We start from the raw sequence: 13023 nt of genomic DNA on the forward strand, positions 1-13023 counted from the left end.
TGAAGCGCGGGCATGTAACGACCGTAAGGAGGATTAAATGCGAGTTTCAGAAGCGTCGTCGACAGACTTCGGCAGGATTGGAAGCAACATGCGGGAAGGGGTCCTTGAGCAGAAGTTTTTGTTGCAAGGAAAGCCCGGCTCCCCCAACAACTATTTGATTAATGTGGGCCGGACAGGCGCCGGCGGCTGGACAGCGCCAAGTCACCGTCACAACTTCGATCAGATTCGCTACGTCATCAAAGGCAGCTTCCCGTACGGACAGGGTAAGACCATGCCCGAAGGTTGGGTTGGGTACTTCCCAGAAAGCGTGTACTACGGACCACAAGATCGTCCCGAAGGCTTGGAGATGATGGTCTGCCAGTTAGGTGGCGCGCAAGGGTACGGATTCGTCAGCGTCGAAGAGCGTGAGGCGGCGAATCAGTTGCTCAAAACCAAAGGCGAATTTAAGGACGGTATCTACACTTGGTATGACGAGTCGGGCAAGAAGCATAACCAAGACGGATTTGAGGCCTGCTTCGAAGAAGTGATGGGTCGCAAGCTGGAATATGCTCAGCCGCGATACAACGACCTTGTACTGATGAACCCGGCGAATTATGCCTGGATTCCAGAACCGACGAATGGCGTCTTTTCAAAATGGCTCGGCTCGTTTACGGAACGCAATACACGAATCGGATTTGTGAAGGTGGAGGCCGGGGCGTCGTTTCCCGCAGGGTTGCAACCGTCCATCGAGTTACTCTTCCTGAGTAAGGGCAAGGTCAGCTTTGAAGGCAAAGAGTACGGTCTTCACTCGGCGTTTGAGTTCGACGCGAACGAAGGTCCTGTGCCGCTCAGGGCGGTAGAGGAAACGGAATTCTTCCGTATCGTGATGCCAACATTCTGACGCTACTGCGTCGAACAAAGCATCTCGTCTAACGTTGCTCTTATACGGAATCCTCTCAGGCTATGACTACGATTGCCGTAATTCACACCGGGCCGGTTACAGTTCAGCCAATCAAGGAGCAAATCAGCGAGCAAATTCCTGAGGCGCGCGTCATCAATATTATTGACGACAGCTTGCTTGCCGATGTACGAACTGCCGGGCATCTGACGCCCGAAGTCGCCAGTCGAATCAACTCATACATGTCCAATGCACAAGCGATGCATGCCGACATTATTTTGAACGCATGCTCCTCGGTTGGCGAAGCAGTTGACTACGTCCGCCACTTCGTTACAACCCCGATCGTCAAAATCGATGAGGCGATGGCCGAGGAAGCGAGCTCGATTGGCCGCCGAATCGGCGTCGTCGCAACTGTTTCGACGACGCTCGAACCGACCGTGCGACTGATCAAGAAAAAGGCGGCCGAACTAGGCCGCACGATTGACGTGACGGAGCGGATCGCGGGAGGCGCGTTCGAGGCGCTGCTCAGTGGCGACGCCGCGAAACATGACGAGATCGTGAAGGGCACGATCTCGGCTCTGACGGAGCAGGTCGACGTGGTCGTGCTGGCGCAGGCTTCAATGGCGCGACTCGTTCCGCAGTTGCAGGGCGTGCGCATCCCTGTGCTATCCAGCCCGCAAAGCGGTGTCGCAGCGCTCAAGCGAGCACTCGCCAACATGCGCTAAACGGAAAGCGCGCAAGCGCTTCTTGTGTACTCGAGGGGACAACATGAAAGTAACCGCGCGGGAACTAGTTAGAAACGTCGTCAAGGAGAAACTGGCGCGCGATGAAGTGGCGCTCTCCATGACGGTTCGACTGGTCAGAACGGCTGAGATCGTAACGATTGCCAAAACTGCGGGTTTCGATACGTTTTACATTGACCTAGAGCACAGCACGCTGTCGATGGAAACGACGAGCCAAATCTGTATCTCGGCCATGAACGCAGGTATCGCGCCATTCGTTCGCCTGCCGAATCTCACGTCGGATGTGATCGCCCGCATTCTGGACGGTGGCGCGCTGGGGGTCATTGCGCCGCATGTCGAGACCGCCGAGCAGGCGAGGCAGGTCGTTCGTGCGGCCAAGTTTCCGCCGCTGGGCGAACGCTCTCACGGCGGCGTGCTGCCTCACATGGGCTTTCGCTCGTTTCCGACTTCCGAAGTGGGTGAGGCGGTCAACGACGCGACGATGGTCGTCATCATGATCGAGACAAAGGAAGCGCTCGACGTGATTGACGAGATTGCCGCGATCGAAGGCGTGGACCTGCTCTTCATCGGGACCAACGACCTTTGCGCATCGCTTGGCATTGCGGGTCAGTTCGAGCATGAGAGCGTGCGCGATGCTTACACGAAGGGGATTGCCGCTTGCAGAAAGCACGGCAAGCACCTCGGTGTCGGCGGCCTCAATGCTCATCCGAAACTCGTCGCGCAGTTCGTGGAAATGGGGGCACGATATGTCTCGACTGGCACCGACATCTCGTTTCTGGTGAGCGGAGCAAGCGCCAAGGCCGCGATGATGCGCGACCTCTGACTGCTGTCCTTCAAGGATCTTGTTAATGAACAAAATCGTAGTTTATAAGCCGCTGCCCGAGGAAACGATTGAGTACCTGCGTTCTCACGCCGATGTTGCAATCGTTGATCCGAAGCAGCCAAACGCGCTAATCGACGCGCTCGAGGCTGCTGACGGCGCCATCGGAACCGGCGTGAAGATGAACGCGGAAACGCTCGCGGGCGCGACACGTCTGAAGGTGTTATCCACCGTATCGGTCGGATTCGATGCCTTCGATATCGACTATCTGAATCAACGCGGCATCTTGCTGACCAATACGCCGGATGTCCTTACGGAGTCGACCGCCGACACTGCGTTTTCGCTGGTCCTGCTCACGGCCCGGCGCCTCGCCGAACTCGACGCGTTCGTGAAGGCTGGGAAGTGGACCAAGAAAATCGGTGAGGAAAAGTTTGGCGTGGATGTTCATCACAAGACGCTGGGTATCGTTGGACTGGGCCGTATCGGAACGTCGGTCGCCCGGCGCGCTGCCTTGGGCTTTGAGATGAAGGTTCTGTACGTAGACCACGGCGTCAACGAGCGCGCTGAACGCGAGTACGGAGCGAGGAAGGTGGAACTGGAGGAACTTCTCAGCACGTCCGACTTCGTGTTGTTACAGCCGCCGTTGAGCGCGGAGACGCGCAACCTGATCGGCACGCCGCAACTGAAGGCGATGAAGCGCAGCGCGTTTTTGATCAATGCGTCGCGCGGGCAGATCGTCGACGAAGCGGCGCTCGTCGAGGCGCTCAAAGACGGCACCATCGCCGGCGCAGGGCTCGATGTCTATCTGGAAGAGCCGCTCTCGGTTGAGTCGCCGCTCCTGAAGATGAACAACGTGGTGACGTTGCCGCATATCGGATCCGCCACACATGAGACGCGACGCGCAATGAACAAGAACGCTGCCGAGAACCTCATCAGCGCGCTGAACGGCACGTTAAAGTCCAATATGATCAATCCGGAAGTGTTGCAACGCTGAGAGAACGTGCGCGCTGGGGCGAGATTGAAGGCCCCAGTTGCGTCGCGCCCTACAACGCCAACCCGACTATTTCGACAGGTTATTCACGATCTCGATCATTTTGTCCAAAATCGGATCGTTCTGCCTGCGTACCCATCCGAAGATGAAGCGAGTTGAATAGTCCAGGTTCGTCAGTGGGATGACCGTCAGGTCGCTCGGATACTGGAAGTTCTTGCCCATGACCGCCAATCCAATGCCCATGCCGACGGAAATAAGGTTGAGTTGAGAGGCGATCGTGCTCACCTCCTGGACGATGTTCGGCTCGAACCCGGCTGCCTGGCAGAAAGCATGCAACTGCCCATAGCTCAGACTACTGCTGGACTTTGGGTCGACTACGAACCCTTCGTCAGCGAGATCGGCGAGCGTAAGCGACTTCCTCCGCGCTAATCGATGGTCATTTGAAACCGCGACACCTAAGTGGCCGGTCTGGATGCACAGCGAATCAAGAACGATGCCTTCCCGCTCGATGTTGATCTCGGTGCGCCGCTTGCCCGGATGCGGACTTGGCCCCAAGTGCATGAAGCCGGCGTCGATCTTACCCGCTGCGAGAGCCTTCGGTTGTAGCGAGGTCGAGAGTTCGACCAGCGAAAGACTGATCTCCGGATACGTCTCGCGGAATTGCTTGACTGCGGCGCGAAAGATCGAATGCATCAGAGTCAGCGATCCGTATCCGATACGCAGCGTCCCTGTCATGCCATGTCCAACACGTTTGGTCAGGATGATCGCTTCGTTCAAATCGTCCATGACCCGCACGAGCTGGAGCAACAGCGTGCGCCCGGCCGCAGTGAGCTTTACCGTGTGCGCGAGCCGTTCGAAAAGTGGTGTTCCCAGTTCGCCTTCCAGGTCGGCGATGATCTGCGAGACGGCGGGCCGGGTGATGTGTAATCGCACGGCGGCCCGTCCAAAGTGTTCTTCTTCCGCGGCCGCAATGAAATATCGAAGATGCCGAAGCTCCATCTCTATTGTGTCTCCTTCAGCGGGGCCGGTTGGAAGACTGTAGCTTCAACGGGCGCGGGCGTTGTCTCAGCATGACGCTCATGATTCTTCGTGTCGGTTAGCGCCGCTTACCAGCGCACCATAATAGCTGACTTGACCCAATGTCTGTGGGATTTCAAACTTCTATCGTCGTCGCTTTGGATGCGACAGATGGCCAGGCGCTTCGGCGTCGACGTAGAGCAGGAGACAGCAGTGAGCCTTTCGGGAACATCGTTACGCACGCTCGTCGATAAGTGGATTGGAGTGGCGAACGGAATTCGCGTCACGCAGTTCAGCCACGGTCGCAACGAGCAATACAGATTCGTGCGTGTTGAAGGCCCAGCGGACGACGGTCCCATAGCGTTCATCTTCTTTCGCCACGCCGACGGGAGCTGGTGTGTCTTTCCGCCAGAGCGCAGGCGGCCCGCCATGAATCTCGGCGCTTGAGCGCGAATAGCGCGCCGGGTCCACGGACCAAAATCAACCGAAACACACGCTTTACAAGGCTACGCCCAAGCGAGACGTGGCCGACTAAATCAAACTGGAGATGCATATGCGATCGTACGAGAAATGCTATATCAACGGAAAATGGGTTTCTCCGCTTAGCCGTAGCGAATGGGCATTGGTGAACCCTGCTACCGAGGAGCCGATCGCAAAAGTCATGTTGGCCGGCGCGCAAGACGTCGATCTGGCGGTGAAGGCCGCGCGGGATGCCTTTGGCTCGTTCGGCAAGACTTCGAAGGACGAGCGCATCGAACTGCTCGAAACCATCATCGACCGCTTCGTTCGACGCGAGGACGAGCTCGCGGAAATCGTCACGCTCGAACTGGGTACACCGATTTCGCAGAAGATTCATGTACCGGCCGCGCTCGGCTCTTTCAAGCAAGCACTTGCGACGCTTCGTGAGTACGAGTTCGAGTACCGCCTGGGGCCCAACACGGTTCGTCGCGAACCTATTGGCGTGTGTGGCCTGATCACCGCATGGAACTGGCCTCTGCAGCTTCTCGCAACCAAGCTCGCCTATGCGCTGGCTGTCGGCTGCACGATGGTTCTCAAGCCGAGTGAGTTCACTCCGTTGAGTGCGATCCACCTCACGGAAGTGCTTCACGAAGCGGGCGTCCCGAAGGGCGTCTTCAACCTCGTGCTTGGCGACGGCCCCATCGTAGGCAATGCCATTAGCAAGCACATGGACATCGACATGGTTTCGTTTACCGGGTCCACCAGAGCCGGGGTCTTGATCGCGGAAGCGGCTGCGCCCTCCGTCAAGCGCATTGCTCAGGAACTGGGAGGAAAATCAGCGAACGTGATTCTCGATGATGCGGATTTACACGCTGCGGCCAAATGGAACGTCACACGCGCATTTTCAAATTCCGGTCAGTCATGCCATGCGCCCACGCGCATCCTGGTTCACGCCAGCCAAGAAGATGAACTGTTGGCATTGCTTCAGGAAGAAGCGAAGGCAGTGAAAGTGGGGAACCCGCTCGACCCGCAGGTGACGATGGGCCCAGTCGTCAACAAGCTGCAATTCGAACGAGTGCAGGACTACATCAGGATTGGCATCGAGGAGGGCGCCACCGTTCGAGTTGGCGGCCTCGGTCGTCCGGACGGACTTGAGCGCGGTTACTTTGTGAAGCCCACCATATTCTCCAGCGTGACGCCACAGATGCGCATCGCGCAGGAAGAAATATTCGGTCCTGTGCTTGCCGTCATTGCTTATCGGACGGAGGAAGAAGCCATCGAGATCGCGAATGGAACGCCGTACGGTTTAGGCGCTTACGTGTTCTCATCGAACCGGGAACGAGGTGGTTTCGTCGGCCGTCAGCTTCAGGCTGGCCGCGTCTTTCTCAACGGTGCGACGAGCAACACAGAGGCGCCGATGGGTGGATACAAGCGTTCCGGTAATGGACGAGAGATGGGTGTCTTCGGGCTCGAGGAGTATCTCGAGACCAAAGCCATGATCGGTTTCGACTGACGAGCGGTGCGTTGCGAATAGACGCTAGGAACGCTCCAGGATGCACGAGTAGTCACACATCCTGGAGCGTCTTCCTGCAGAGTCTCAAATGGAAGGCGTTTCGCCACATTAGGCGCATCTTCATCAGGCGGCCACATGCGCGCCGTTCAAAGCTTCCAGGGCTTTGGCGAAGAAGTTGATCGTCCCAAAATTGCCAGACTTCAGGGCCAGTCCCAGCGGCTTGGCACTAATGGATTGCGTCGCCGGTATCCCAGGATCGATTTGCGGTCCAACGCGCAGCGAGCGGACATCGAGCGCCTGAACCACTGCACCTGACGTTTCACCGCCTGCAACAACGAACTTGCGCACACCCACTTCACGTAATTTGCACGCGATGGAGGCCAGCGCAGCTTCGACCAAATGCCCCGCCTTCTCAACGCCCAATTCCTTCTGCGCAAGCTTCACTTCGTCCGTCGATGTCGTGGCGTAGATCAGCACCGTTTCATCGTGTCCGCGCACGAATTCGATAGCACGCTCGACCACCGGTTCGCCGCGAGACAGCGCGATCGGGTCGATGCGAAAGCTCGGCCGCGATGCACGCCACTCGGCCACCTGCGCATTAGTCGCCTTCGATGCGCTCCCGGCGAGCACGACCGAGCCACCGTCGATGCGCGGAAGATCGGCGGCATCGCCCGCGTACACGAGCAGGTCCGCCGAGTGGAAGTTTTGTGGCAACCCGAGCGCTATCCCCGACCCGCCAGTAACCAATGAGAGGTCGCGGCATGCCCGGCCGATTGTGTACAGATCGGCATCCGAAAGTGCGTCGGCAATGGCCATCCGCGCGCCGTCCTCCTTCAACTCTTCGATGCGCACACGCACGGCCTCTGCGCCTTTCGCGATGATGTCGTAACGAATGAGTCCGACTATGGACTTGGTCTGCCGCTGCAACACCCGTACGAGATTGGAATCGGACATGGGCGTGAGCGGGTGATTCTCCATGCCCGATTCGTTCAGCAACACGTCGCCGACGAAAAGATTGCCGCGAAACACCGTTCGGCCGTTTTCTGGAAACGCCGGGCAGGCGATGGCGAAGTCGCCCCTCAACGCATCGAGCAACGCATCCGCGACCGGGCCGATATTGCCTCGATTCGTAGAGTCGAAGGTCGAGCAATATTTGAAGAAAAACTGCCGGCAGCCCTGTGCGCGCAACCACTCGAGCGCATCGAGCGATTGCCGCACGGCTTGTTTGCGGGGAATCGTGCGCGACTTAAGCGCGACGACGAGCGCATCGGCTTCGATTTTTACATCTGTATCCGGTACACCGATAGTTAGAACCGTGCGCATGCCGCCGCGCACCAGCATATTGGCCAGATCGGTCGCGCCGGTGAAGTCGTCGGCGATGCAGCCGAGCAGTGCCTGCGCCATTGCTTCGCTCCCTCGGGGATTCCGTTGCCCCGTATTGGTGGTCAGACTGAGTTGCGCGAACCGCCGTCCGCAGAGTTCATCGGAGAATCAATGTGAGCTTGACGCTGGCAACCCCGCATCGATCTCCCAGATCTTCGCCAACGCGTCGATACTCGCCGATTCGCCGAGTCGGTGGGACGCAGCATCGAGCGTGGACCGGACCATGGTCGCGATGAGCATCGGTGCCCCGTAACGCATGCCTAGCGCCGATGCTTTTCTCAAGTCGCTCGCGCAGTTGCCCACCGTTGCATTAGCCGTTTGCGCATTCGCGGCGAGAGCCGGAAGCACACGCGCGGACGCACTGTTGTAGCCCGAGCTTTTGTTCAACACGGTCGCCATATCTGCAACCGTGAGTCCGTTCTTGGCGCCCATGGCGGCGCACTCATAGGTGATGAGGCGGTTGCATGCCGCAATTGCCGCGACGACCAGACGCATGGCGTGCCCGCTCCCGGCATCGCCGCAATGAATCACCTTCGGGCACACCGCTTCAAGAATCGGTCGCACAGAACCGAGTACGTCGGCGGGGCCACCAAAGAAAATCGCCGATGCGTCGGCAATCGCTTCAGTGTTCTCGGTGTGAAGAGGTGCATCGACAAGCGCGATGCCGATGTCGTTCAAGTTCTTCGAAAGCGACCGGCTATTGTCCGGGTCACCTTGCCCCACGTCGATGACAACGGAGATGCCCTTTAGCCAGTCCGTGTCGCGAAGCAGCGCCTCGCGCGCGTTATCGGCATCGGTGCATAGCACGACGACGTCTGCGCCCTTGGTCAGATCCACAAGGCTCTTCGCTTGTTCGGCGCCCTCGCATTGCAGAGAGCCATTGTTTGTGTCAAAAATTCGAACCGAATGCGTCTTCGCCAACGCACGCGCGACAAACGCGGCTAAATCACCGCTTCCCGCCATTGCAATCGTAGTCACTTTGCCTCCTGGTTCGCGACATTCTTCTGCAGATCAGCGAACTTGGTATCGGCCATCGACTCGATGACGCCGATCATCTGTTCGAGTTGGGCGTCCTTGCCGAGCGAATTTAGGCCGATCTGCAGAAGCGAGCGCGCAGCGCCGCCTATGGGCATGGGGACTTTCTGCTCTGCGGCCAAACCGATCGCCTGATGGATGTCTTTCACTTGAAGCGCGAGCCAGAACTTGGTGGACTGACGCCCTTCCGCGATGGCAGGCAGCATGCCCTGCGAGGTGTAGTTACGAGCCGTCGTTGCGTTGATCGCCTCGGTCATGAGTTCGAGGGGCAGGCCGAACTTTCGCCCCATGGCCACGACCTCCAGAGTCGCCAGGCGGCAACTGACGTTCATCATATTGTTTACGGTCTTCATGGTCTGACCGTTACCCACGCGTTCGCCGCAATGAAAGACGTTCGGGCTGATCGCGTGCAGTACCGGCAGCGTCTTCTGAAACGCGTCGTGCGGGCCCGAGGCGATGATCGAAATGGTACCGGCAATGGCCGTAGCCATCGCACCGGAGACCGGTGCGTCGAACAATGCGACGCCCATCTCTTCGAGTTGACGAGCGAATCCGTTGGTTTCTGCCGGCACGCCACTGGTTTGATCGACGACGATCTTTCCCGGCGCTAGCCCATCGGCCACCCCGTTCGCACCGAAGAGCACCGCCTGGACGTCCGAGCTCCTCGGCAAGCAAAGCAGCACGACGTCGCTATTACGCGCGAGTTCCGCGGGCGTTGCTGCCGCTGTGGCGCCCAGTTCGACGAAAGCACTCACAGTCTTCTCGTTCAAATCGAACACGCTCAACGGAAACTTGCCGATCAGATGACGCGCGAGCGCGCCACCCATGGCGCCCAGCCCGATATAACCGATGCGCATTTATCTCCTCCTGACTTTCATTGCCGATGACGTCCCCGGCCGACCGCCGCAGGAACAATGCGGCGCAAAGTGATGGTGCGCCACGGCACGTTGTGCGTCGAGTCGCATTTTCTCGGCGTGGTGGTAAGTGCGTCTTACCGCGTATGACCAGGAACGTTGCTACCGCTGCACGAAGGCATTCGCTGGCGGCTTCTCGGAGGTAGATAGAAAGACGCTTTTGGTTTCGAGGAACTCATGAACCGCTTCGATTCCGTTCTCACGACCGATGCCCGACATCTTCATGCCGCCAAACGGCATCATGAAACTGTAGGCTCGGTACGTATTGACCCAGACGGTGCCGGCTTTCAGGGCCTTTGTCATGCGCATCGCTCGGCCGATGTTCGCGGTCCAGACACCCGCGACCAGACCGTAAATCACGCTGTTCGCCAACGCCACGGCGTGTTGCTCGTCATCGAACCCGATGATGGACAGCACCGGACCGAAGACTTCCTCCTGCGCGATGCGCATGTCGTTGGTGACGTCTGTGAAGATGGTCGGCTCCACGAACTGGCCGCCCGTTACACCGGGACCGGCCGCGGGCTTGCCGCCGAGAATGCAACGGGCGCCGTCGCGTCTTGCGATCTCGATGTAGTCGAGCACCTTCGCGTATTGAGGAGGCGTTGCGATGGGCCCAACGTTCGTCTCCGGCTGCATCGGGTCGCCAAGATTCACACCCCGAGCGCGAGCGAGCAGGCGCTCAGTGAAACGCTCCTTGATCGAATTCTGCACGAGCAGCCGCGAACCGGCGATGCACATCTGTCCCGCTGCACCAAAAATGCCCGAGACGACGCCGACTGCCGCAGCATCGAGGTCCGCGTCCTCGAAAACGATATTCGGCGACTTCCCGCCCAGTTCCATTGCGACGCGCTTCATGCCTCGGGCTGCAGTCTCGTAGATCCGCTTGCCTGTGTTGTCCGAGCCAGTGAAGCTGATTTTCGCGACATCCTCATGCTCGACGAGCGCAGCGCCTACTTCGTTGCCATAGCCCGTGACGACATTGAAGACCCCATCGGGCAATCCGGCTTCTTTGGTGAGCGCTGCAAATTCGAGTGAGCTCGCCGACGCAAATTCCGAAGGTTTCACGACGACCGTGCAGCCGGCGGCCAACGCGGGAGCGCACTTTAACGACAAAAATTGCAACGGCGAATTCCATGCGGTCAGCGCCGCGACGACGCCCACTGGCTCATGCGTGGTAAAGGCGAAGACGTCGGCCTTCTCCACCGGCATGACCGCGCCTTCAATCTTGTCCGCGAGCCCCCCGTAGTAGTACCAGTATTCGGGAATGGTCTTCAACTGACCCTGCATCTCCGTGAAGACTTTGCCGTTGTCCCGCGTCTCTGTTGCGGCGAGTGGCGTGGCATGCTGGACGATCAGATCGCCTATGCGCCGCATCACCTTGCCGCGCTCGGTTGCTGTCATCCGGCTCCACGGGCTGTCATCCAGCGCGCGCTTGGCGGCTTTTACGGCACGGGCCGAATCTTCAGCCGTCCCGCGAGGAACCCTTGCCCAAGGCTCTCCGGTGTAGGGATTCACTGTGTCGATCCATTCGCCTTTCACGGGATCCTCGTGCTTCCCGTTGATCCACAACTGATATGTCTTCACGCACCTGTCTCCATGATCCCGCGAACGCATCGAACGTTGGAGTCGATTTGTGGGTCAGAGGCCCGCTGTCTGCCCGCCGTCGACCACGACTGCATGACCGATCGCGAAACCCGCTACATCAGAACACAGCCAGAGGACCGTATTGGCGATCTCCTCTGGGCGGCCGAGGCGGCCAATCGGCTCTTGCGCGATCATCCGCTTGCGGTTCTCTTCGGTGCCTTGCGTGAAGCGGCCGATCATCGGCGTATCGATGATGCCCGGACACACAGCGTTGATGCGCACGCCATCTTTCCCGTACTCGAGCGCTGCCGACTTTGTGAGACCAATGACGCCGTGCTTGGACGCACAGTAAGCGCCTTGACCACGGATGCCAACCACGCCTGCGCCAGACGATGTATTGACAATCGAACCGCCGCCGTTTTTGAGCATGATCGGGATCTGGTACTTCATGCAGTAAAAGACGCCGCCGAGATTCACGCGCAGGATGCGTTCGAACGCTTCGTCGGGAATCTCGGCCGTGTAGGCGAGCGCCTGCTCGATGCCTGCGTTATTGAACGCGAAGTCGAGCCGGCCGAATTTATCGATGGTTGCGGCGAGCGCCGCTTGCACGTCGTCCGGCTTCGAGACATCGCATTTAACCGCGAGCGCGCGAACCCCCTCCGCTTCGATCATCCGCACAGTCTCCTGTGCGCCTTCTTCCGAGAGATCGACCACCACCACATCCGCGCCTTCCTGCGCGAAAGCCAGGGCGGTTGCCTGCCCGATTCCGTTCGCCGCGCCGGTCACGAAAGCCACTTTCCCTTCATAGTTCCACTTGCGATGAGTCGTCATTGCTTCATATCTCCGTTTTAAATATGGCGCTGCGCGGCTGTCGCGCTTGCAGTTGTTCATCCGTTCCGAGGTACACGCAGCAATAGAGCGTATCTCCCCCTCTGCCGCCGAGCGTGCACGACACGGCGTTGCCCTCGAACCGTATTCGGTCCGTGATTTCGCCGCCTTCGAGTACACGAACGAACTCGCCGGTGTTATAGCAGCCCGCCCAGATGGCGCCATGCTTGTCCGCACAGATCCCGTCGGGCTGCCTGCTCTTGAGGTTCGCGAAAAGACGCCTGTTGGATAGCCTGCCGTCATTCGCTCTGTCGTACGCAGTCAGCCTGCCGCACCAGGTCTCGGCTACCACGAGCGTGCGGCCGTCGTCCTTGATCACTGCTCCATTGGGGAATTCCAGTCCCTCGGCTGCGACGCGAATGGAACCGTCAGGCTCGACGGCGTGCATATCGGTCGGTCGTATCGGCGCTCCACCGAACAGGTCGTAGCCGAAATTCCCGACATAAGCGCGGCCGGCATCATCGACGACGAGATCGTTGAGGTCACCACTCGCTATATCGCTCAGGTCCGCATAAACCGAAAGGGCGCCGTTCGACACCATCATCAGTTTCCTTTGCGCGCATGACACGACAATGAGCGTCTTGTCCGGCAGAAAGCCGATTCCCGCCGGGCGTCCCGGTACATCACAGACGACGCTGCGCGTACCGTCTTCAGCGACGACATAAAGCTTGGAATCGAAAACGTCCGAGACCCAAAGGCGGTCGTCAAACCAGCGTGGCGCCTCCAGGAAGATGAAGCCGTCGGCCACAAGCGTCGCCTGATGCTCTTTCATGGATATGCTCTTGTAATGGAAATGACG

The 13023-nt window shown here is 58.9% G+C and carries 12 protein-coding genes; 5 read left to right on the plus strand and 7 right to left on the minus strand.

Features of this window, described 5'->3' with window-relative positions; translation table 11 throughout:
• Positions 1-37 precede the first annotated feature (37 nt).
• The 4 genes from AC3D25_RS01470 (at position 38) to AC3D25_RS01485 (ending at position 3434) form a co-directional block, all read left to right on the plus strand.
• A complete protein-coding gene (locus AC3D25_RS01470) occupies positions 38-880 on the plus strand; it encodes a hypothetical protein (protein ID WP_488886740.1) in 843 nt (280 codons plus the stop codon).
• Positions 881-942: 62 nt separating this feature from the next.
• Positions 943-1602, plus strand: a complete 660-nt coding sequence (locus AC3D25_RS01475) for an aspartate/glutamate racemase family protein (protein ID WP_488886741.1) — start codon at positions 943-945, stop codon at positions 1600-1602.
• 43 nt (positions 1603-1645) lie between these two features.
• Positions 1646-2443, plus strand: a complete 798-nt coding sequence (locus AC3D25_RS01480) for an HpcH/HpaI aldolase family protein (protein WP_035942077.1) — start codon at positions 1646-1648, stop codon at positions 2441-2443.
• A gap of 25 nt (positions 2444-2468) precedes the next feature.
• Positions 2469-3434 carry a 2-hydroxyacid dehydrogenase gene (locus AC3D25_RS01485; RefSeq protein WP_488886742.1) on the plus strand — a complete coding sequence of 322 codons (966 nt, stop codon included), beginning with the start codon at positions 2469-2471 and terminating at the stop codon, positions 3432-3434.
• Positions 3435-3500: 66 nt separating this feature from the next.
• Here the strand turns inward: AC3D25_RS01485 and AC3D25_RS01490 are convergent, their stop codons facing one another.
• Positions 3501-4430, minus strand: a complete 930-nt coding sequence (locus AC3D25_RS01490; protein WP_488886743.1) for a LysR substrate-binding domain-containing protein — start codon at positions 4428-4430, stop codon at positions 3501-3503.
• Between the two features lie 571 nt (positions 4431-5001).
• Between AC3D25_RS01490 and AC3D25_RS01495 the strand changes: the two genes are divergently transcribed.
• Positions 5002-6420 carry an aldehyde dehydrogenase family protein gene (locus AC3D25_RS01495; protein ID WP_488886744.1) on the plus strand — a complete coding sequence of 473 codons (1419 nt, stop codon included), beginning with the start codon at positions 5002-5004 and terminating at the stop codon, positions 6418-6420.
• Between the two features lie 123 nt (positions 6421-6543).
• Here the strand turns inward: AC3D25_RS01495 and otnK are convergent, their stop codons facing one another.
• The 6 genes from otnK to AC3D25_RS01525 form a co-directional block, all read right to left on the minus strand.
• On the minus strand, positions 6544-7824 hold the full coding sequence (otnK, locus tag AC3D25_RS01500) for a 3-oxo-tetronate kinase (RefSeq protein WP_488886745.1): 1281 nt from the start codon (positions 7822-7824) through the stop codon (positions 6544-6546).
• A gap of 87 nt (positions 7825-7911) precedes the next feature.
• Positions 7912-8781 carry an NAD(P)-dependent oxidoreductase gene (locus AC3D25_RS01505; protein WP_488886746.1) on the minus strand — a complete coding sequence of 290 codons (870 nt, stop codon included), beginning with the start codon at positions 8779-8781 and terminating at the stop codon, positions 7912-7914.
• Positions 8778-9695, minus strand: coding sequence for an NAD(P)-dependent oxidoreductase (locus AC3D25_RS01510; RefSeq protein ID WP_488886747.1), 918 nt, complete (start codon positions 9693-9695; stop codon positions 8778-8780). Before AC3D25_RS01510 ends, AC3D25_RS01505 begins: the two co-directional genes overlap by 4 nt.
• 159 nt (positions 9696-9854) lie before the next feature.
• The gene (locus AC3D25_RS01515; RefSeq protein ID WP_488886748.1) at positions 9855-11336 is read right to left on the minus strand and encodes an aldehyde dehydrogenase; all 1482 of its coding nucleotides are present in this window, start codon (positions 11334-11336) and stop codon (positions 9855-9857) included.
• A gap of 54 nt (positions 11337-11390) precedes the next feature.
• Entirely contained in the window at positions 11391-12167 is a 777-nt protein-coding gene (locus AC3D25_RS01520; protein WP_488886749.1) for an SDR family oxidoreductase, read from the minus strand.
• Between the two features lie 4 nt (positions 12168-12171).
• A complete protein-coding gene (locus AC3D25_RS01525) occupies positions 12172-12996 on the minus strand; it encodes an SMP-30/gluconolactonase/LRE family protein (protein WP_488886750.1) in 825 nt (274 codons plus the stop codon).
• Between the last annotated feature and the right edge of the window lie 27 nt (positions 12997-13023).

Source organism: Caballeronia sp. SL1002 (assembly GCF_057814995.1).